Here is a 22445-nt window from a genome sequence, read left to right on the forward strand (position 1 = left end):
ATGGTAGACGCTGCAACAAGAACAGACTCCCTAAGCACAAACAATGTCGATAAGCCCAACGAACTAACCCAGACCGAAAAAGAAAAATTTCTGGCGTACATGATGGATAAATTCGGCTTGACTGAAGAGCAAGCCAACCGAATGCTCGCCAACCTGTCGCCGGAAGAAGTGCAAACGTATCTTGGTTTGGCCAGTGGCAAAGACACCATTACGCGCGATGAGGCCAAAAAACTTTGGGGTCTTACCGACGACGAGGCGGACATTCTTTTCGGCGGTTCCGAAAGGATCGGGATTCACACCAATCCTTTCGGCGACGCATTTCTTGAATTTTTGATGCTCAGCTACGCCATGCAAGTTGATGTCAAACAACTGATGTCTCAGGTACTTGAAACGCAGGTGGAACTGGGAATAAGTGCCGCAGAAGAGCGCTTGAAAGGTGCCACCGTACAGTTTGCATGCGCCATGTTGTCTGCAGTGATTACAGCTGGCTTAGGCGCGGCTAACGCCGCCATTGCCAAAAACAGCAAAACTGGCCATGGCAATCAATGGGTAGGTCCAATCGGCGCCAGCCTGATCACGGCACCAATCAATGCAAGTGGCGAGTATGGCAACGCCAACTATCAATATGAAGGTGCAAAAGACGACATCAAGGCACAAGAAGCAAATGCGTTGTATCAGCAACTTGTCAGTTTGTACCAAACCACCACAGAAACAGAAAAAGAACAAACGCGTGGCACGTAAAAACTATTCTTATCATCGAGAATTTTACATCTGGAATGAAAACATATGACAACCATTAGCCCAGGTTACCATGGTGAAGACGTCGCAGTAACGGATGCCCCGGGCATCAACGAGCAGCCCGATGGTCAGTTCACCTACCGCGTCGGAGACATCATCATTTCCGCTTCCTCCGAAGAAGAACTGCAAGAAATCCTGAACTTTCTGGCTTTGAAAAATAACAAGCCTGTCGAAGAACTCAAGGTTCGCGACATCACCCTAACCTTGGACTACGATCAATTCAACTACAAAAGAAATCTTGGCGAGGATGGAATCACCCACACATTCACACTAACAGCAGAAGGACAAGGTCTCGTTCAGAATTACAACGACACCGCCTTTTTCGGCGATGAAATTCCTTTCTTTCCAAGTGGCAGTGCAACTTACCTAAACTCCGGATTTAATACCGAGGCCACCGGCTCGGCCATGAGCGCACAACTGGGTGGCCTGATGGGTGCGGCGCAATACATTTACAACGCCAATTACCCTGCAGAGTCTGATCAGCTTGGTCCGATACAAGACAGCGACCTTGATCCGAACACCCTGACTCTGCTCGAGAGCATGTTTGGATCCAACACGGAATTCAATCAGGGGCACTTGAACACACTGAAAATGATGGGACTGCTTCAGGGAGATGCCAGCCAGGCGCCTGGCACCTGGACGCCCAACGAGAATGGCAGCACGGTGGTGGAGGCATTTGCCAACAATACTTTGCCGTTGATACCCAGCATGGGGCTGTTAACCATGACACAAACCCTGATGAACACCGCCAGTGAAGTGTCGGGCTATTTCACTGCCACCGGGTACGCACCGAATTACGGTTCAGAGCAAGTAGAAAAAGATGCCAAGGCGATTCTTGAAGGCATGGCAGAAGTGCCTGATGAAACGTTGCCACCGGGACTGGTGCCAGACGAAGAAACGCGCAAAATGCTGAATTTTTTGTTTGGCCTGCCAGCAGACAACACCCACTTCACCACCAACCAGCTCAACACTGCAATTTCAATGGGACTTGTTTCTTACAACCCCGCCGAGAACACAATTGCCATGACGGCAAATGGCGGCATTTACCTTGCAGACAAAAATGAGGCTGCCGCTGCCGCAGAAGCGGAAGCAGCGGAGGCCGCGGAAGTTGCCAAGCGCGATGCATTCAAGGCAAATATTGTCACGTTGTCTGACCCAAAAGCGGTTGATATGATGGATTACCTTGAATGGCGTTACGAGAACAGTGCTGCAGTCAAAGACAACGATCGGTACGGCACACAAGGCATGTGGCTTCTGTCGGAGCTCAGCGAAACCGATCCCCTCTGGGACCAAATGGGTATACCACCTGAAAATCGAGCGGCCATTATTGAGGCAGCCAAAGCGGCACTATCCAGTGAAAATCGTTCAATGCTTCTCGAAATTTGTGGCGACGATCAAATCTTTGAAAAGAACGACATGGCGACTTGGCTAAACAGCAATTAATTTCCAAGCTGGAGGAATGAAAAACATGACAACCATTAGCCCCGGTTACCATGGTGAAGACGTCGCAGTAGCGGATGCGCCGGGTATCAATTCGTGGAAATGCAAACAGAACAGACAGCAAGTTCAGCCGAGGTGATTTCGATCAGTTTCGGGCAGGTTTGAATGACATTCAAACAAATCTGTTGACCACAAGCGAAGCTACTGGCCAAGAATGGAGATCGAGACAATAAACTCTCCAGGGATGACCTAGAAGCAATCAGGAACTCCCCGAGTAGCACGCCAGCGATGAAAGATGCAGCTGAAGTCTTGCTCCTAGAATTGGATTCTGGCGGTAATGAATGGCTAAAAAGTCTAAGCGCAAGGAGTAGGTAAACAATCAATGACTAACTCCCTTGTCCTGATCAGATGCCATTTCCATGACAGCCCGGAATACCTGGGCTGCTAGCTCCAGGTGTTCTCTCTGAATGTATTCATCCTCCTCGCAGTCCTGATATAGCATTCTGGCCAGCTTTACATTCACGATAATTGGAATTCCGTTTTTCTTGGCAAATTCACGAATTCTTAACGCTTCGTCGTCTGTTCCCATGGCGAGAATGTAAGGTAAGTCATGTTTGCCCGGCTCATAATCCAAAGCCACTGAAATATGTGTGGGATTGGCCACGATCGCCTTTGCGCCAGCAACCCGGGTAAGTGATGAATTGAGAATACTTCGGTGCTCTCTTTTCATTCGCTGCTTGAGTTGTGGATTTCCCATGGACTGCTTTCGTTCATCGGCGATGTCTTGGTGGCTCATCCGTAGATTTTTGATGTGATGCATGTACTCCACAGACCAGTCGATCACAGCGATGACCATAAAAATGATCAGCGATACAAAAATGATTGCCTTCAACACATGAACCAATACGTCAAAAAACTGAGTCAACCCAGCGCGATAGCTGTAGATCATGTCTCCCATATTGTCTTTGAATACAAGATACCCAACCACAGACAAAATCAGTACTTTGACGATGGACAACAGCAACTGCACCAAAGATTTTTTCGAGAACATGTTCTTGATATTGGATACGGCATCGAACTTCTTGAATGAAGGCGTTAACGCTTCTGGCGAAACGAGAAATCCAATTTGTGCCCAGGTAATCAGAGTGGCGGCTATCGCACAAACAGCGACCAAAGGCACAGTGATTGCCACGAAAAGATCAAAGAACATGGAGAAGATGCTTTCTGAGAAAGTCCACGGCTGCTTGAGCCCGGCAGTCACGATCAAGTCAAGTAATTCAGAGAAACGCGCCGCATAGTCTTGCGAAAGCCAAAAGAAAAACATGTAAAACATCAGGAGTTTAAACAGTATCTGAGCGTCTTTGCTGACACTTACCTGACCCTTCTTTCGGGCATCGTCTAATTTTTTCTGGGTGGGTTTTTCAGTTTTTTCGCCGCTCACTGAACATCTCCGAGAAGCAAATTCAAGCTTTCACTGTATTGCCAGAACATGGTCAGTATTTCCTGCTCGGCAAAGAACATGAGTGTGATGAGTGCGGCAATTCCAAACACACTTCGGAGCCCGAACTCAAGGCTGTAAACTTGAAGTTGCTGGGTAAACGCCGATATGATTTCGACCACGAGTTCTACAGCCAGGATTGCAATTAATACCGGCCCACTCAGCAGGACTGAGAAGGTGATGTGGTCAGCGGCCATGCGCAGCATGGTGGTCAGCCAACTGTCCAGGCTGAGCAAGGTCAAGGTACCTGGTGGCATAACCAAATAACTGTTGAGTAAATGCACAGAGACAGCATGCAAACCCGGCCCGGCAAAAATCAGCGCCGCAAAAAGCAGACCAAACAATTGCTCAATGGGTAGCTCTTCCCCGCTGTCACTACCTGTGGCCTGCGCGGCGAACGTTGCGCCTCTGTAAACATCGACTAAGGCGCCGAATGCTTTGAACGCGTAGTAGGGAAATGCAATGGTCAGCCCCAGTAGTGCACCCAAAACCACTTCACTGAGAAAGGTAATCAAGGTGAAAGCCGGTGGGTTCATTGACGAAAAATAAAGGGTAGTTGAAGCAAATGCCGGGTAGAGAACCAAAACAGAACCGACCGACATCTTGATCAGACTGCTGGAAAGACCTTTCGAGAGCAAAGGGAAAAACACCATAAAACTGACAGTTCTGGGTAAATAATACGAGAGCACCGCAAGAAACTGCCGCAGTTGCTCGCCAGTGTCGGTCAGTGGCTCTACCATTTAGAACGATGCGGAACCGAGATTAAATCAAACATGGTTTGCGTAAACTGAACCAACATTTGAGATTGCCAGGAACCCAACGCAAACAGGATAAGCACAACCCCCATCAACTTGATGCCAAAAGGCAAGGCTTGATCCTGCAACTGAAAAATAGCCTGCAGGAAACCAAGCAATAACCCCAAAACCATTGTGACAACCACCACAGGGGCGGCAACAAGCAATGAAATCCACAATGCCTGATTGACGTAATAAATCAGCATGATTTACACCAAGTAAGAATTGACCAACCCCTGAAGTACCTTTGCCCATCCCTCGACTGCGACGAACAAAACAATTTTTGCAGGTACGGTAAGTGACATGGGTGACACCATCATCATGCCTAAGGCCATCAGGGCGCTTGACACGGCCAGATCAATGATCACGAAAGGCAGGTAAAGATACAATCCGATTCTGAAAGCCTCAGCAAGTTCGGAGGCGACAAAAGCTGGAAGCACAACAAACAGATCTGTTTTCTCGACTTCAGGTGCATCGTATTTTTTCTGGAATTTTTGCGCCGTTTCATGAAAGCTGTTGAGATAACCCGGATTGACATTGGCCAACATGAACTTTTTAAAGGGTGGCACACTGGCATTGATCGACTCGAGTACTTCGGTTCCGCTGACTGGCATTTTGCCGTCCGGTGCGAAACGTTGGCCGGCCTCAGTCAATATTGAGCCCATCACCAACAGGGTCATCACCATGGAGATTCCGTAGAGCACCATGTTTGATGGCACTTGCTGCACACCAATTGCGTTGCGCAATATTAGCAACACCGCCGATATCTTCAGGAATGAAGTGGCCGTTACCGCCACCAATGGCAACACCGATAGCGAGGCTATCGTGACAATCAGACCAATTGGATTGATGCTTTGATCCATGTTGAGATTCTCTTAGTCGAGTCTTTTTGTGACTTGAACCATCAGTTGATCCTGAAAGTGCACTAGCTCGCCCTCAAGTATTGGTGAACCCATTACACACAAGGTCACCATTGGCAAGGCATGCTCTCTTAATTCAATCAAGGTACCCTCTTGGACGCTGCACAACTCGTTAAAAAGAATCTTGGTTTTACCCGCATGAATCTCCAGTTCGATTTGCTCGTGTGGTGGAAGATTCTCTTCCTCAAGACCCGATGTGTCAGAAAGATCGTCGCTACCAAAGTGGAGTCGTGTGTCGTCTTCGTTCATTTGAATGAATACCTCATAGTTTCTTTTTGAAAATTTGTCGCCTTTAAATCGCAGTGAACCGCGTATTGATCGAGACGATGCATTGATCCTATAATTTTGCAGTGCAACCAAATCACCCTGTTCAAGTTCTGCGAGTTCGGTACTCAACCACTTTCTTTTTGTTGGATACAAGTAAACACTCAACTCGAAAAATACTTTTCTCCCCATGGATTCGTAGTCATTCCAGTAGCGCAGGCAATAGTTCCGTGCCTTTGCTTCAAGCAGCTTCAGTGTTTGCTTGTCTGACAAAAGAATGAGTTTGTTTTGGCGCTTGTAGTCCACGGCCAGGTAGTCGATGGGGTTTGAGGTGGGCATGAGATGTGCTGGCAAAAAGTCCTCGACATGAAGCCCAAGAATTGACTCGAGTTCGTTCAGAACGGCACTGACGATATCAATTAGCGGAACGATACCCTCACCACCCCAATCAACGATTTGGGGTGTAATCAAACTACCGGTTTGCTCAAAAATATAAGCTGAATCCAGACCAATCTGAATCTCGTTTCCCTCAGGAAAATTGGCACTGACCCAAATCAGGTCGCTGATCGTACTTTTGTGGGGTAATCCAGTGGTGCGCCGAATCGCCAGATCAGAATGCCTGTCAGTATCAAAGTAATAGATGCGCTGAGACATTGATCTTGATCGGGCAAAAATTGTGGAACCGGTCGCGTCGTAACGCACTCTTCGAAGTCGATCCAGTGCCCAAACTTGCGCCACTTCTTGCTCATTGATGTGTTCAGCTATTTCCATAATTTCTGTAGAAGTACTTCCTCTATTCCCAATAATTTTTTCTCAGCCTGATTAACTTTCAAGCAACTTTCCTGGTACGCAAGCTGTGCTGACTCGTACTGTTGATGAGATTGATCGATGGACTGCTGGATATTTTTTATTTTTTTGATGCCCTGTTGCTGAAGCTTTGTGAAGCTGACCAGCTGATCCACTTTGACAAAGTTGCCATTGGTCAAACGTTGCAGGGTTTCTAGTTCTATTTGAATGAGTCTTTGCTCCGTTTGCTCAAAATGCGCCTGGGCACTTTCAATGGTTCGCGCGGCCTGATCTTGCTCAAGCGCTTTAAGTTTCTGTTTACGGCGCGATGAATCCACCCGCAGCTTTCGGATCGCCATAATCTGCTGAATATCTTTGATGAAGGTATTCACGCCTTCGCCTCTTGAAGCAGTCGCTCAAACCCGACCATCAACGTACCGAGACGCGACAATGCCACGGTAGGTGACTCGGGTTCGGATCGCGATTGTTTGCACCATTCATCGAGACTCGCCTTGATGTTGACTACTTCATCAACCAATGGATCGGTACCTGGCTGGTACTCGTTAAGCCGAATCAATAGCTCAACCTCCTGATAAAGCGAATACGCGCGCCTGACCAGCGACGCCAGTTCCTGGGTTTTGACGCTGGTGACTGAGCCCATGACACGAGACAGACTTTTTAAGGGATCAATTGCGGGGAAATGACTTCGTTCGACCAGTTTGGTGCTGAGTACAATGTGCCCATCGAGAAGGCTTTTGGCTTCGCTGGCAATTGGATCGTCTTCAATTCGCTCGCCTTCCATGAGAACTGTGAAAACCGCCGTAATATCCCCTTGTTCCGTTCGACCTGAACGTTCAATCAATTCAGGCAAAATTGAATACACGGAAGGCGTAAATCCCGCCTGTGTGGCAGGCTCCCCGGCCATCAATCCCAGTTCACGCTGCGCGCGGGCAAGACGCGTTAACGAATCCACAACCAACAAAACAGACTTTCCCTGGTCCCTTAGATATTCGGCAATCGATGTGGCGGTAAACGCAGCGCGAACACGCTCGATTGCAGACCGGTCAGAGGTAGCGCACACAAAAAAACTTTTTTTGCGAATTTCATCCGTGATTTCTTTTTCGATGAACTCCCTCAACTCACGACCGCGTTCGCCCACAAGACCAAACACCACAGCATCTACATTCGCACCGCGAACAATTTGGGCCATCAAGGTACTTTTGCCACAACCGGGGGGTGCAAAAATACCCACCCTTTGGCCAATACCAAGGGTGAGCAGCCCATCAATGACCCGCACTTTCGTGACGAGTGATTCGCTAACTGGTGGTCTTTTACTCGCTGGTGGTGCCACCTGAATGACGGGTCGAGCATCGGAATCGACCGACAAGACGCCGGATCGACGATCATTCGGATGATCCAGATTGCGGCCCATGCCATCGAGGAGCGATGAAAGCAAGTGATCTGACGCCTTAATGCTGTGCGCTCGGCCCAAGGGCAACACTCGGGAACCCAAGGCGACTCCGGCGACAGATTCAAGACACGAGATGGTGACGATGTTTTCAGAGAACGCAACAACCTCGCCAAGGATTTTATGCCCGCCAGACGTTTCAATTTCACACAACTCACCTTGCACCACATCAGGCAAAATCGCCCTGACTGTAGAAACAATAATTTCACTGACATACCCAACACGTTTTACCGGGTTGATCTGACCAATCCTGGCTTGAAGCTGATTGACGATCGCCGGTGCCAACAGAGCCATGGCGCTGCGCATCAGAGGACGACCTCATAAACGGTTTCACCCTGAAAAACCACTTTTCGGGAATCGACGCTGAGCAAATTAACACCTTGATACTGCCCGCCGACGTACAGCCTTGCCCCGTCTCGCAGGATAACGACTGGGCGACTACCAAGAACAACCTGCTCAATGGCGATTTCATCAATACGGCGTTGCTCTTCAGTCAACGCCAGACGGGCACGGATATCCACTTTCTCACCGTAATCGATGACCAGACGATCCAGGAGTTTTTCAAACCCGATGGACTGCGCCCTCGACAACTCAGCATCGATATCCACACGGTCATCATCCACCGTTACCGAGAGCTGGTTTGTGGAGGCTCTGATTGCAAAATCATTGATCTCGTTTGCCACGTTCTCTGCCATGCGACTCTCAAGAGTAGAAAGCGGTTTCAATTTGTAGGTGTTGTTCAAGTCTGGTTTCTTGATAACGCTGGCCTCTGACTTGACAACACCCGCTGTGCCGAAGAACAAAACAACTGTGGTCAACAACAAGCCGATGATGAATAGTAAGGCGACGATTGCCCTGGCTCCTATGCCCCGTAAGAGTTGCACCAACTGATGGAGTGTTCTGGCGACACCGTCATTCAATGACGACATCAGCCCACTGGTGCCGTTGACGATCTGCAACTCGATTTGTATGTGCTTGAAATCAAGCGTGAGCAGCTGCGAGGGGAAAAGGGTGTTGTCTACTTTTTTTTGATCAGGTGCGGTTAACCTGGCCTCTGAATGCAGGGTCTCGATGTTGAACCGACGCCCGCTTTTTCTAAGTGTGATCAAGGTATCCGGAATTTCAGGATCGCACAGGAATACATCTGACTGGGAGTTTGCGCCCAGGCTGACCAGCGAGTTGTCCAGTCGCCAAACCGCACCGGCATGCAATCCTGACTTGGCCTTAACCTGAATGTGAATCATGATGTGACTCCGTCAGCAAATGGATTGTTTCTCGCTTGAAGATTTAGATTGATGTTGCCTAACACTTGAATTTCCATATTTGAAGAAATTTCTTGATGAGAAAGAACCGGAATGATGAACAATGAGTCTTGAATAATTTGGCGGAAAAACACCCGGCAATCCATTGAACACACAATGGCGGGTACATAGTTTCCAACCAGATGCGGCCTGCACTGCTCCTCGACAATTTCGATTAGTTCATTGAGAGAACTGGAATCAATGTCAACAAATGATCCATTGCCGTCACTTCGACTCGACTCTCGTATCAACTGCTCAAATTCCACGCCCAACATAAATACTTTGAGTTTTCGCTCGTGGGTATGTTGATGGCATATTTGCTCGAACAAACCACGGCGTACCTGCTCTGCAATAACCATGGGGTCTCGCTCGCGTTGCCCCCATTCAATTAATGAATTCAAAATTGAACGCATGTTTTTGATTGAAACTGATTCGCCAAGCAAGCGTTGCAACACCTCCACCACTTTGGTAACGGGCAGCACGCGCTCAAGCTCCTTGAGTTGCTCCGTGTACTTGTCACCCAGAGTGGTCATATGTCGTTGATACTCATTCAAGGTGAATAGCTGGTCGACCTTCTGGACCAACAACGCTTCAATTTGTGACACCAATCTTGTTTCGAATGTCAGGTATTCCAGCTTGTGCTGATCGAGAAGTGTTTTCTGAAGGGGGTCGCACAGCATGTCGTATTTGCCGGTAACAACATCTTTCTCAATCACGAATTCAATACCGGGCACAGCCTGCACCAGTGACTGATCGCTGCGAATGCTGAGCCGCTTTTCGGAGATATGAATGGACATGGCCGGTACGCCATACACATAGAACTCGACAAAACTCTCGGTGTGATTGATGAACTCGAACAATGGAAACAGAATGCCCAATTGTTCTACTCGCCGGTTTCTCGCGATTCTGCAAATATTCTGAATTTGATTGGCCGCGGTGGGCTCGATGTCTACAGGCAACCGCACCTCCAGCGGTGCGAAAGTATTGGTGTGCAAGATGTCGTCCATCTTGATGCTTTTGCCGCTGGCAGACAGCATGTCGCTGAACTGCGTGGACACATCGACCTCTTCGGCTTTGTCAGTTTTTCTCGAAATGAAGTACCAACCGCACAGCAGCGTTGCCGAAGTGGCGAGGAATACGTAACTGGGCATGCCAGGAACGAATGCGAACAGAAAACAGAAAATGCCGCTGATTTGAAGTGCATTTGAATTTCGGCTGAGGTCTTTCAACATGTCTTGCGCAGTGTTGGATCCGTCAGCTTCGCCTTTGGTAACGCGCGTTACAATCAAACCGGCCGCGATGGAAACCATCAACGATGGAATGATCGCGACTAGTCCGTCGCCTACTGATAAAATGGTGTATACCGACCCCGCCTCAGAAAAGGACATTCCCTTCTGCATCATGCCGACCGTTAAACCACCAAGCAAGTTAACCACCGTGATAACAAGCCCGGCAATTGCATCATTTTTTACAAACTTGATCGCACCGTCCATTGCACCAAATAATTGCGACTCTTTTTCAAGGTCGGAACGGCGTTGTTTCGCAACGGCTTGAGTAATTAACCCGGCACGGAGATCGCTGTCGATGGACATTTGCTTTCCAGGCATGCCGTCGAGTGAGAAACGCGCGGCCACTTCAGCTACACGCTCGGAACCCTTGGTAATCACCAGAAAATTAACAACCGAAATAATGAGGAAAATCGTTAAACCAACGGCCACATTGCCGCCCACGACGAACTCACCGAAGGTTTGAACAATATGTCCGGCATCACCCTCTAGTAAAATTTGTCGTGTCGTGGATATGGTGAGAGACAACCGAAATAAGGTTGTCATCAAAAGAAGCGCAGGAAATGAAGAAAATGCCAGCGGTGTTTCAATGAGTACGGCGCTGATTACAAGCACGACCGACACAGAAATATTGATGGCCAGGAGTACATCGAGAATGCCCGGACCCATGGGAATCACCATCATGACGATCATGAGGATGATAAGAGATGCACCAACCACCTCGGACCGTGCAGAAGCCAGCCTTGCAAACCTGTTTAACACTTCGATCATCGCGAGTCCTCAGCCAACAAACCTTGAATTCGGTTTTCTAGTGCTTACTAGGTGGCGTTGAAACTCAACAAAGTTCGTCTTTCCTGGACAAAAATTGCGATGAATCGATTTCGACTACACAGCGCCGGGTGGGGCGACGCTGTGGATGCGCGACATGTCAGGTCAGGTTGGTGCTCAGTGCCCTTCTCAAATCCTCTTCACTGCGACCCGAATAGTCGAGCAAGGCCTTGAACTGGTCTTGCCCAACTGGGCCAACATTGAAGTAATCACTTTCAGGGTTGGCAAAGTAGAAACCTGACACACTGGCAGCCGGGTTCATCGCCAGGCTCTCGGTCAGTGTCATGCCAATTTCTTCGCATTGCATCACTTCGAACATGTTGCGCTTGATGGTGTGTTCCGGGCAGGCTGGATAACCTGGCGCGGGGCGAATACCCTGGTACTTCTCGGCAATCAGTTCTTCATTGCTCAGAGTTTCATCGGCCACATAGCCCCACAGGTCTTTGCGAACCCGCTGGTGCAAGCATTCAGCAAAAGCCTCAGCCATACGATCGGCAATCGCCTTGAACATGATGCTGCTGTAGTCGTCGTGTGCGGCCTGGAATTCCTTCTCTTTCTTTTCTACACCCAAACCTGCGGTGACCGCGAACATGCCGATGTAGTCCGCACCCGCGCCTTTGGGTGCAATGAAGTCGGCCAGTGATTTGTTGGCGATGCCTTCACGTTTTTCACCCTGTTGGCGCAAAGGGCTGTAGGTGAACAGCACTTGGCTGCGGCTTTCGTCGGCATACACTTCGATGTGATCGTCACTCACCGTGTTGGCGGGGTAGAAGGCCACCGCCGCATTGGCTTGCAGCCAACGGCCTTCAATGCACTTTTTCAGCATGGCTTGACCGTCTTCGAATACTTTGCGGGCGGCTTCACCCACAAGCTCGTCTTCCAGCACGCGAGGGTAACCGCCGTGCAAATCCCAGGTTTGGAAAAACGGAGTCCAATCGATGTACTGGGCGATGTCAGCCAAATCGTAATTCTTGAAGTAGCGCTTGCCAATGAACTTTGGCTTGGGCGGCGTGTAATTTGCCCAGTCAATTTTCTGTTTGTTGGCGCGCGCAGCTTCAATGCTGATCAGCGGCTGTGCTTTCTTGTTGGCGTGTTGTTCGCGCACGCGTTCGTATTCGGTTTTCAGATCAGCCTTGAAAGTGTCGGCTGATTCATCCGACAACAAGTTTGAGGCTACACCGACAGAACGGCTTGCATCTGAAACATACACAGTGGGGCCTTCGTAATGTGGTGCAATTTTCACAGCGGTGTGCACGCGGCTGGTGGTGGCACCACCAATCAGCAGCGGAATACCACGGTCGCGGAAATAGGGATCGCGTTGCATCTCGCTGGCGACATAAGCCATTTCTTCAAGTGAAGGCGTAATGAGGCCTGACAAGCCGATGATGTCGGCATTGATTTCTTTGGCTTTGGCGAGAATTTGCTCTGCGGGCACCATCACACCCATGTTTTCCACTTCAAAGTTGTTGCACTGAAGAACAACCGTGACAATGTTTTTGCCAATGTCGTGCACATCGCCTTTCACAGTGGCAATCAGAATTTTGCCTTTGGCTTTGGCATCGCCACCGGCGGCCACCAGTTGCTTTTTCTCTTCTTCAATGTAAGGAATCAGGTGGGCCACCGCCTGCTTCATGACGCGGGCGCTTTTCACCACTTGCGGCAGGAACATTTTGCCAGCACCAAACAGGTCGCCAACCACATTCATGCCGTCCATTAGCGGACCTTCAATTACGTTGATGGGGCGGCCACCGTTGGCTGCAATTTCAGCGCGGCATTCTTCGGTGTCTTCAACAATGAAGTTGGTGATGCCGTGTACCAGCGCATGGGCCAGGCGCTTTTGCACCGGTTGGTTGCGCCACTCCAGGTTTTCTTCCAGCTTCTTGCCACCCGCTTTCAGGGTGCCTGCGAATTCAATCATTCGCTCGGTGGCTGATTTGCCAAAGTCGGGATCGTTGGCTGGCAAATTGGGCTGACGATTCAGCACAATGTCTTCCACGCGGGCCTTCAGTTCAGGTTCCAGTTCATCGTAAACACCCATCATGCCGGCGTTGACAATGCCCATGGTCATGCCGTTTTTAATGGCGTGGTACAGGAACACGGTGTGAATGGCCTCGCGGGCAGGTTCATTGCCGCGGAAACTGAAAGACACGTTGGACACACCACCTGAAATTTTGGCATGCGGCAGGTTTTTCTTGATCCAGCCTGTGGCCTCGATAAAGTCGTTACCGTAGTTGTCGTGCTCTTCAATGCCTGTTGCAATGGCGAAGATGTTCGGGTCGAAGATGATGTCTTCGGCCGGGAAGCCCACTTCATTCACCAGAATGTTGTAAGCACGCTCGCAAATTTCGATTTTGCGGGCGTAGGTGTCGGCCTGACCCTTTTCATCAAAGGCCATGACGATGACCGCAGCACCATAGCGCTTGCACAACTTGGCCTGGCGTTTGAATTCCTCAACGCCTTCTTTCATGGAAATGGAGTTGACCACGGCCTTGCCCTGCACGCACTTCAAGCCAGCTTCGATGACATCCCATTTGGAGGAGTCGATCATCACCGGCACGCGTGAAATATCGGGTTCGGACGCCATGAGGTTCAGGAACTTCACCATGGCGGCTTTGGAGTCGAGCATGGCTTCGTCCATGTTCACGTCCACAATTTGCGCGCCGTTTTCGACCTGTTGACGGGCCACGCTCAGCGCCTCGTCGTACTGCTCATTCAAAATCATACGGGCGAATGCTTTTGAACCAGTCACGTTGGTGCGCTCGCCCACGTTGATGAACAAGCTGTTGTCATCGATGTTCAGCGGTTCCAGACCCGACAAGCGGCACTTGGGTTCCACGGTGGGAATGGTGCGGGGCTTCTGGTTTTCCAGCGCCTTGGCAATGGCCGCAATGTGATCGGGCGTGGTGCCGCAGCAACCACCGGCCACATTCAAGAAACCCGCTGCTGCGAATTCCTTCACCAGGCTAGAGGTGATTTCCGGTGTTTCGTCGAAACCCGTATCGCTCATCGGGTTGGGCAAACCAGCGTTGGGGTACACGCAAATGGGCACGTCGCAGATTTTGCTGAGTTCAGCCACGTAGGGGCGCATCAGCGAAGCACCAAGCGCGCAGTTCAAGCCAATGGTGATGGGTTTGGCATGGCGAACAGAGTTCCAGAAGGCCTCAACGGTTTGGCCAGACAGCACGCGGCCGGAGGCATCGGTCACTGTGCCGGAAATCATGATGGGCAATTTATTGCCGGAATCTTCGAAATACTGATCGATCGCGAACAGCGCGGCTTTGGCGTTCAGCGTGTCGAAAATGGTTTCAACCAGCAGCAGGTCAACGCCGCCTTCCACCAAACCCTTGGTTTGCTGGTAATAGGTGGCGACCAGTTCATCAAAGGTAATGTTGCGTGCACCGGGGTCGTTCACGTCGGGGCTGATGGACGCGGTTTTGGGCGTGGGGCCCAAAGCGCCTGCAGCAAACCGGGGTTTGTCGGGCGTGGAGTACTTGATGCACGCTTCCTTGCACAGGCGGGCCGCTTCACGGTTCATCTCGTCGACGAGGTGTTCCATGTCGTAATCGGCCTGCGCCACGGTGGTGGCACCGAAGGTATTGGTTTCAAGAATGTCAGCGCCAGCGGCCAGGTACTGCTCATGAATTTCGGTCATGATGGCTGGCTGGGTCAGCACCAACAATTCGTTGTTGCCCTTGATGTCGCGGTGAAAATCAGCGAAACGCTCGCCCCGGTACTGGGCTTCCGTGAGTTTGTATTGCTGAATCATGGTGCCGGTTGCACCGTCCAGAATCAGGATGCGTTTTTGAAGGAGTTCACGGAGTTGGGCTTCGACTGCGGCGCCGTTGACAACAAGGCTGTTGTGCTCGGCAGGCGAAGAAGCGGGGCGCGTGTTCATCGCGGGGCCTCTATATGATGCAAGGGTTTGAAAACAGGCTGCATTTTAGCAGGGAAATGGCGTAAAGCGTTGCGAATTGGATACTTGGCTGTTGCTCAAGGCACCACAGTAGCCCCGCGCAAACGATACAAACCATACAGGTTGGCCACGGTGATCACGATCATGGTCAGGCACAGCTCCCAGGAATCGAAAAGGTAGCCATGCACGGCCCACAGGGCATTGGTGGCCAAGGTGGCTTTGCGCATGCCCACATTGCCCATCATGAACAAGGCCCAGGTACCCAGCAAGGTGGCAAACAAGGGCAAGGAACTGGCCAGCCAACCTTGCCAGGTGAACACGGCAATGGCGATGGCCAGACCACTGAACCCCAGCACCAGTACCAGGCGCAAACGCTGCCCCATGACATTGGAATAAATGGTGACTGCCTGCCGTACCCCGGTTAGCAGCATAATCAAAAAGCCGGTGTGTACGCCCAACAAGTAGTACTGAAGGCCCCAAGCCATGGACGACAGCGCAAACAAGAGCTTGGTTCCGCGTTCTGAAATGACACAGAACCCCGCAATGCTCAAACCAAAAGCCACAATACCCACTGCCCGGGTTAACAAATCCGTTGAGTCCAATTCCGATGATTCCAGTCACGATGAAACATTGAGGGCAATACTACCTTTGAATTGTTAATTACCGAGTCATCAGCACAATCCAGCTGAAATTGATTCAATCCCTTGATAAACCAGACTAATCGGGCTCGTTTAACGATTGAGCCGTGTCGCTGCCTGAGTTACAGTGAGCCATCCACCATTTCCACACATTCCCCTTCATGCTTAATTTCAATATTCGCTCAAGCTTTACCACCCGCTTGATTGTGGGTAGTTTGATTGCGCTGTTTTTGCTCTCCATTCCGGTGGCCATTACCGCGCACTGGATATTGCGCAACAACACCATCAATCAGGCCGGGGTGGATTCCTTGGCACAAACCGAGCAAATTGCACAATCGGTGGACCGCCATTTGAAAGAGCACCTGCGAGACCTGGTCTACACCAGCCGTATTGAGCAGTCATTTGGAAATTACACGGCTGAAGAGCAAACCAAGCTATTGCAGATTATGCGAGAGCATACGCCAGGCTATTTGTGGATTGGTGTGGCGGCCCCGGACGGCACTGTGCTGGCAGCACTGGATGATTTGCTGGTCGGAAAAAGCGTGGCTGCGCGCCCGTGGTTCAAGCAGGGGCTAATTGCACCCGCAATTATGGATGTGCACGAGGCCGCGTTGCTGGCTGCCTTACTACCAGCCCGCGCTGAGGAAAAATACCAGTTCATTGACTTCACCACCCCGCTGAAAAACCAGCAGGATGAAATTATTGGTGTGATCGGCATTCATCTGGATTGGAAGTATTTCATTGCTGAAATCGAAAAAGATGTGTTTAACACCATCAACCCATCAGCCCCCACGGTGATTTTGGCGAAGGACGGCAGCCTGAGAATGGGCAACCGGCTGGATTTGGCCGACTTTCAGGACAGCACTGCCTGGAGAGCCATGGCGGGTTTTCAGAAAGCAGTCACGGGCGAAAGTAACTGGTCGATTGAAACTTTGAGTGATGGCGAAAGCTACCTGGTGGCCTTTGCCCCCAACAACAGCGCTGAGACCGATAGTTTGGGCTGGATTTCAGCCACCGTCACACCGCTGGATACTGTGGCCTCACCGATTTCGAAAGCATTGATCGGTGCCATTGTGGCCTTGATCATCGGCACCGTGGCCACCCTTTTGCTGGTGCTGGCACTGGGCAGAAGCCTGTCTGCCAAGGCCAGCGCCTACCTGGAACTGGTGCGCAAAAACGATCCCAAAGCGCTCGAAGCGTCCATGAAAGAGCTCCCCACGGAATTACAGCCGATCTCCAGGGATATTCTGGATTTGACTCGTGGACTGACGGAAAAAAGCCAATCGCTTGAACATGCGCTGAAGTCAGCCAAAGAAAGCTATTGGGTGGTTGAAGCGCTGATTGTGCAGGCCCCTATTCCAATTGCGATGTTTGACACCGAAATGAACTATGTGGCGGCCTCTTCGCGCTGGGTGCAAACTTTTGCAAACGGTCACAAGGGCAGTCTGGTGGGCAAAAACCACTACGATGTGGTGCCCAACCTGCATGAACGCTGGCGCCAGGCACACAGGGCTGGTTTGGCGGGTGAGAGTATCTCCGCCACATCTGATCCGTGGACCAGCCAGGACGGACACACCATTTGGCTGGACTGGGCGATCGAGCCTTGGCTGAAGCCTGACGGGCACCGGGGCGGCATTATTTTAATGTGCAAGGATGTGACCGAGGAACGGCTAATCCGGGACAGCCTGGCCGAGAGTGAAGAACGATTCAAGCTGGCCATGGAAGGCTCACACGATGGGCTGTGGGACTGGGAAATTACCACCCAGAAGGTGTATTTTTCACCGAGCTGGAAACGCCTGTTGGGCTATGAAGACCATGAACTGAGCAATGACTTTGGCACCTGGGAGCGACTGACCGCGCCCGATGATCTTGAATTGGCCAAAAAGGCGCTTTCCGATGCCCTGGACAATCCGGAAAAGGACTCCTACGAAGCAGAATTCTGCATGGCTCACAAGAACGGCCATTGGGTGCAAATTTTGGCCAAAGCGCTGATTGTGCGGGATGAACACGGCAAGCCGACCCGAGTGGTGGGTACTCACCTGGACCGCACCGTGCAGCTTGAACTTGAAAGCAGACTGCGTGAGACAGCCATTGCAGCCAAGGCCGAGAAAGACTCCAATGCAGAAAAAAGCCGTTTTTTGGCCACTATGAGCCATGAAATCCGCACGCCTTTGAACGGCATCATGGGTTTCGCGCGTTTGCTTGAAATGGACTTGCCAGCCGGCGAACTGAAGGAGCAGGCCGGTTATCTGGTGCAGTCCTCCGAAACCCTCTCGGCGATTCTGAATGACATTCTTGACTTCTCGAAACTGGAGTCGGGCATGGTCAAGCTTGTAGATTCGCCATTCTTGATGGAGCAATTGCTCAAGGGCAGCACAGAATTGCCCCGCCTGACCTGCGAATCCAAAGGTGTGAAGTTTGAGCTGAACAACAAACTGGGCGAGCATCAAATTTTCTCAGGCGACATGGGCCGCTTGCGTCAAATACTTCAAAATTTGCTATCAAACGCGATCAAGTTCACTTCTCACGGCAAAGTGAGCCTAACTGTTAGCAACACTCAAATTAGCCCGAACGAAGATCTGATTACTTTTGAGGTCAGCGACACGGGTCTTGGCATTCCAAAAGAGAAGCAATCACTGCTGTTCAAGCCGTTCTCGCAAGTACACACTGACCGGGAAAACAGGTTTGGCGGTACGGGGCTGGGCTTGTCGATCGTGAAAAGCCTGATCAATGCCATGGGCGGGGAAATTCAGCTGGAGTCGGAGCCAGGCCAGGGCACGCAGGTGATGTTCTCGGTGACCTTGAAGCGGGAGCATCAGCTGGACAGTCATGGCCAGGAGCGTATTTTGCCCGTTCGGCCCTTGCGCGTGCTGGTTGCCGACGACACGCCACTGAATATCAAGCTGATCCAGACCTTCTTGCAAAAAGACGCGCATGTGGTTGAGGTGGCCAGGGACGGAAAAGAAGCCTTGAACAAGGCGATGATTGAACCTTATGACTTTATTTTGCTGGACATCGACATGCCCAAGCTATCGGGCTATGAAGTGGCTGAAAAAATTCGCGCCACAACTGGCCCCAATCAGCAATGCGAAATTGCCGCATTGACAGGCTATGCTTTCGACAGTGATATTGAACGGGCCGTAGCCGCGGGCTTTAACTATCATTTTGCCAAACCGATCCAGTTCAATTTGTTGTTAAATCGCTTGGCAATAAGCAGTCAGAATACGAAATGATCACCCACCATGCGAAATGTGGTGCAAAATAGCGGGCTGTTGAATTTGACTAAAAAACGGGGTGTTTTATGGAATTACTAATGGATCCAAACGTTTGGATCGCTTTTGCGATTTTGACGGCTTTGGAAATCGTGCTGGGTATCGACAACATTGTGTTCATTACCGTGTTGGTGTCGAAATTGCCCGCAGACATTCGCGACCGCGTGCGTCAGTTCGGTTTGATGTTCGCAATGGCGACTCGTGTGGGTCTGCTGTTCTCCCTGTCCTGGATCATTGGTTTGACCGAACCCTTGTTTACCGTCATGGAAAAAGCAATCACCGGGCGAGACTTGGTACTCTTCTTTGGGGGCCTGTTCCTGTTATGGAAGGCCTCGAAAGAAATTTACCTGGAAGTGGAAGCGCCACACCAGGTTGAAGAAGAGCTGGAGGCCGGTGCGGCCATTCAGAAAACCGGTGCCAAACTGTTTTGGTACTCCATCATCCAGATCGGTATTCTGGACATTGTGTTCAGCTTGGACTCCGTGATTACTGCGGTGGGTATGGCCGACGATATCGAGGTGATGATTGCTGCAGTGATGGTGGCCGTGGGCGTGATGATGCTGTTTGCCAAATCAATTGGCGAATTCGTTGAAGCACACACCTCTGTGAAAGTATTGGCACTGGCCTTCCTGATGATGGTGGGTATGCTGCTGATCGCCGAGAGCTTCGGCCAACACGTGCCCAAGGCTTACCTGTACAGCGCAATGGGCTTCTCGCTGCTGGTTGAGTTGTTGAACCTGCGTTCGCGTGCCAAGCGTGAAAAACTGAAAGCGATGGCGCAGGCTGAAGCATAAGTAGCCTTACAAGCAGTCAATTCGGGCTACCCAGTGAATGGATAACCCAAACAAAAAAGCCAGTGTAAACTGGCTTTTTTGTTTTAAGGACTGAACAACCAGTCCACTTGGGTCAATCCCGGAAGGTGAATTCATGCAGCATCGAATTGCTCAATTTCTTGTTTTAATCCCACTCGTTCTGTTCTCAACCTCGGGGCATAGCCAAGCCGAGGTTTGGGACCTTTGGAAACAGCCTGGGGTTCATGCGATTATGCGCCACGCCAGTGCACCCGGTTTTGGTGACCCTGAAGGTTTTACCCTGGGCAACTGCAAAACCCAACGCAATTTAAGTACGGCAGGGCGGGAAGAAGCCAGGGCATTGGGTAAAGCCATTCGAAGCCAGGGAGTCCAGTTGACCGCGATTTTCTCCAGCCAATGGTGCAGGTGCCTGGACACCGCGCAAGAGTTGAATCTGGGCAAGGTACAAGCACTTCCTGCCTTGAATTCGTTTTTCCAGGGGCGGGGCAGCAGCGCGGATCAAACCACCGCGTTGAAAGAACACCTTGCCACACTGAAACCTGGCGACAAAGTGCTGTATGTTACTCACCAAGTGAATACCACTGCCCTGACCGGTGTTTATCCTGACTCCGGTGAAGTGGTGCTGTTCCGGTCCAGCCCCACAGGCGAAATAACGGTGATTGGCCGGCTACCAAGCCCTTGACTACGTCTTGCAAACCTTAACAAAACTTAACCCGTGGAGGCTGAACTTCGCGGGCACAACTGCCTCGAACAGTTAACGATTTCGGTTCAACAGCCGGGACGTTTGGAAAATCTTGTAGCTTGAAATTCCAACTGGAGGTAGTAAACATGTTGAAATCAAAACTCACGACAGCAAGCCTGATTGGTTCTATTGCAGTTTCAGCAGCCGCTTTTAGCCTGCCTGCCCACGCCGAAATCATGGTGGGTGGTGCACCCATGCTGCCCAGCAAAGACATTGTCGACAACGCTGTCAATTCAAAAGACCACACCACGCTGGTGACTGCCGTGCAAGCAGCCGGTTTGGTCGATACCTTGAAAGGCAAAGGCCCATTCACTGTATTTGCCCCCACCAATGACGCGTTTGCCGAATTGCCTAGCGGTACCGTGGATACTCTTCTGAAACCAGAAAACAAGTCGGCCCTGCAGGGTGTGCTGACTTACCACGTGGTGCCCGGCAAAATCACAGCGGCCGATTTGAGCAACAAGATTGTTCAGGCTGGCGGCATGGCCACCTTGAAAACAGCATCGGGCGCCTCGCTGGGCGCAAAACTGCAGGGCGACAAGGTGGTGCTGGTTGATGAAAAAGGCGGTACAGCCGAGGTAACCATTGCGAACGTTACCCAGTCCAACGGCGTGATTCACGTGGTGGACAGCGTGTTGCTGCCCAACTCCTGATTCCAGTTTTCCCCTGACGGGCGCTCAGCAAGCCTGTCGTCATCTCCGACCTTAAAATTGCTGTTTTGGCGAGCCCATGCGGTTCGCCTTTTTTTGTGGTTTTTTAGCGGGCCCGGGTCACCAACACAATCCCCAAAACCACGGGAACAATGCCGATGAAATCAATCCAGTTCAAAGGCTCATCCAGCAGCCATGCGCCTGCCAGCAAACCCAACGGGGGGGTTAAGAAAAACCACACGCTGGCGGCACTGGCACTGCCGCGTTCCAGCAAGTTGAACCACAGCTGATAACCGGTAATGGACACCACCAACACGAGCCAGACAAACGCACCTGCGAATGATGGAGTCCAGGCGATTGCAGACCAGTCCTCCATGAACAGCGCCACAGGCAACAGCAACAGACCACTGAGAATGATCTGAAAACCGGTTCCAGTGACGATGTCGGTGCGCACAGGCCATTTTTTGTAAAGCACGGTACCGAAAGCCAGGGTTAACAAAGCCGCCAATACCAGCAAGAAACCCTCAAGGGTGTCTGTAGTAGAGCCGATTCGGTTGCGAACAATAAAGGCCACACCCAGAAAACCCAAAGCCAGACCCAGCACCTTTTGGCGTGTGAGGGGTTCGCGCAACAAAAACGAAGACAACACGGCAACCACAATAGGGTTTGCACTAATAAGAATGGTGGACAAACCCGAGGACAGGCTGCCCATGCCGGTCCAACTCAGACCCAGATAAAGCGCATGATTCAACAAACCCAAGGCACTCAACACGCCCAACTCTTGCAGGGTTAACTTGCGAAGTGTTCCCCGCCAGTGTGCCCAGGCCAGCATCAAAGCCCCGGCCACCAAAAAACGCAACGTTAAAAAGAGCAGTGGCGGGCTGTCGATCAAACCAATTTTTGCAGCGGGAAAGGCGCTGGTCCAGATCAGGACGAATGGAAACGCCAATGAAGCGTTTCTCAAAAGAGGGTATTGATTCATTCAAGGAAATCCAGTAATTGTGAGACATTGTAATCAGCGAATCTGCTAAACCT

Annotated in this window: 18 protein-coding genes; 6 read left to right on the top strand and 12 right to left on the bottom strand. The window is 50.8% G+C overall.

The genetic code is table 11. The features are described 5' to 3' along the window. Positions 1-741, top strand: a complete 741-nt coding sequence (locus LMED105_RS03840; protein WP_008248340.1) for a hypothetical protein — start codon at positions 1-3, stop codon at positions 739-741. A 45-nt stretch (positions 742-786) separates the two neighbouring features. Continuing rightward, a complete protein-coding gene (locus tag LMED105_RS03845) occupies positions 787-2241 on the top strand; it encodes a hypothetical protein (RefSeq protein WP_008248342.1) in 1455 nt (484 codons plus the stop codon). A gap of 376 nt (positions 2242-2617) precedes the next feature. Here the strand turns inward: LMED105_RS03845 and LMED105_RS03850 are convergent, their stop codons facing one another. From LMED105_RS03850 to LMED105_RS03900, 11 genes are all read right to left on the bottom strand, one after another. Continuing rightward, positions 2618-3679: a flagellar biosynthesis protein FlhB gene (locus tag LMED105_RS03850; RefSeq protein WP_008248344.1), complete on the bottom strand. Its 1062-nt coding sequence runs from the start codon at positions 3677-3679 to the stop codon at positions 2618-2620. Next, positions 3676-4476 carry a flagellar biosynthetic protein FliR gene (locus LMED105_RS03855; RefSeq protein ID WP_008248349.1) on the bottom strand — a complete coding sequence of 267 codons (801 nt, stop codon included), beginning with the start codon at positions 4474-4476 and terminating at the stop codon, positions 3676-3678. Before LMED105_RS03855 ends, LMED105_RS03850 begins: the two co-directional genes overlap by 4 nt. Further along, positions 4470-4736, bottom strand: a complete 267-nt coding sequence (gene sctS, locus LMED105_RS03860) for a type III secretion system export apparatus subunit SctS (RefSeq protein WP_008248350.1) — start codon at positions 4734-4736, stop codon at positions 4470-4472. The genes LMED105_RS03855 and sctS overlap by 7 nt, the downstream gene beginning before the upstream one ends. 3 nt (positions 4737-4739) lie before the next feature. Then, positions 4740-5393 (bottom strand): type III secretion system export apparatus subunit SctR, encoded by a 654-nt coding sequence (sctR, locus tag LMED105_RS03865; RefSeq protein WP_008248351.1) that lies wholly within the window; start codon positions 5391-5393, stop codon positions 4740-4742. A 12-nt stretch (positions 5394-5405) separates the two neighbouring features. Next, positions 5406-6485: a FliM/FliN family flagellar motor switch protein gene (locus LMED105_RS03870; RefSeq protein WP_008248352.1), complete on the bottom strand. Its 1080-nt coding sequence runs from the start codon at positions 6483-6485 to the stop codon at positions 5406-5408. Continuing rightward, positions 6476-6892: a hypothetical protein gene (locus tag LMED105_RS03875; RefSeq protein ID WP_008248353.1), complete on the bottom strand. Its 417-nt coding sequence runs from the start codon at positions 6890-6892 to the stop codon at positions 6476-6478. The genes LMED105_RS03870 and LMED105_RS03875 overlap by 10 nt, the downstream gene beginning before the upstream one ends. Continuing rightward, the gene (locus LMED105_RS03880) at positions 6889-8274 is read right to left on the bottom strand and encodes a FliI/YscN family ATPase (protein WP_008248354.1); all 1386 of its coding nucleotides are present in this window, start codon (positions 8272-8274) and stop codon (positions 6889-6891) included. Before LMED105_RS03880 ends, LMED105_RS03875 begins: the two co-directional genes overlap by 4 nt. Continuing rightward, positions 8274-9212, bottom strand: a complete 939-nt coding sequence (locus LMED105_RS03885) for a hypothetical protein (protein ID WP_008248358.1) — start codon at positions 9210-9212, stop codon at positions 8274-8276. The genes LMED105_RS03880 and LMED105_RS03885 overlap by 1 nt, the downstream gene beginning before the upstream one ends. Then, on the bottom strand, positions 9209-11326 hold the full coding sequence (locus LMED105_RS03890; protein WP_008248359.1) for a flagellar biosynthesis protein FlhA: 2118 nt from the start codon (positions 11324-11326) through the stop codon (positions 9209-9211). The genes LMED105_RS03885 and LMED105_RS03890 overlap by 4 nt, the downstream gene beginning before the upstream one ends. Positions 11327-11483: 157 nt before the next feature. Further along, positions 11484-15278: a methionine synthase gene (gene metH, locus LMED105_RS03895; protein ID WP_008248361.1), complete on the bottom strand. Its 3795-nt coding sequence runs from the start codon at positions 15276-15278 to the stop codon at positions 11484-11486. A 95-nt stretch (positions 15279-15373) separates the two neighbouring features. After that, complete coding sequence (locus LMED105_RS03900) at positions 15374-15898, bottom strand: YgjV family protein (RefSeq protein ID WP_040512267.1); 525 nt, start codon at positions 15896-15898, stop codon at positions 15374-15376. A gap of 197 nt (positions 15899-16095) precedes the next feature. Between LMED105_RS03900 and LMED105_RS03905 the strand changes: the two genes are divergently transcribed. From LMED105_RS03905 to LMED105_RS03920, 4 genes are all read left to right on the top strand, one after another. Beyond that, positions 16096-19167, top strand: a complete 3072-nt coding sequence (locus LMED105_RS03905; protein ID WP_008248363.1) for an ATP-binding protein — start codon at positions 16096-16098, stop codon at positions 19165-19167. Between the two features lie 80 nt (positions 19168-19247). After that, the gene (locus tag LMED105_RS03910) at positions 19248-20000 is read left to right on the top strand and encodes a TerC family protein (RefSeq protein ID WP_008248364.1); all 753 of its coding nucleotides are present in this window, start codon (positions 19248-19250) and stop codon (positions 19998-20000) included. A gap of 250 nt (positions 20001-20250) precedes the next feature. After that, the gene (locus LMED105_RS03915) at positions 20251-20700 is read left to right on the top strand and encodes a histidine phosphatase family protein (protein WP_008248365.1); all 450 of its coding nucleotides are present in this window, start codon (positions 20251-20253) and stop codon (positions 20698-20700) included. A gap of 146 nt (positions 20701-20846) precedes the next feature. Continuing rightward, on the top strand, positions 20847-21413 hold the full coding sequence (locus LMED105_RS03920; RefSeq protein WP_008248366.1) for a fasciclin domain-containing protein: 567 nt from the start codon (positions 20847-20849) through the stop codon (positions 21411-21413). A gap of 103 nt (positions 21414-21516) precedes the next feature. Here LMED105_RS03920 and LMED105_RS03925 read toward each other — a convergent pair whose 3' ends face one another. Continuing rightward, the gene (locus LMED105_RS03925) at positions 21517-22392 is read right to left on the bottom strand and encodes a DMT family transporter (protein WP_008248367.1); all 876 of its coding nucleotides are present in this window, start codon (positions 22390-22392) and stop codon (positions 21517-21519) included. Positions 22393-22445: the final 53 nt, after the last annotated feature.

Origin of the sequence: Limnobacter sp. MED105 (genome assembly GCF_000170915.1) — a bacterium.
GTDB lineage: Bacteria > Pseudomonadota > Gammaproteobacteria > Burkholderiales > Burkholderiaceae_B > Limnobacter.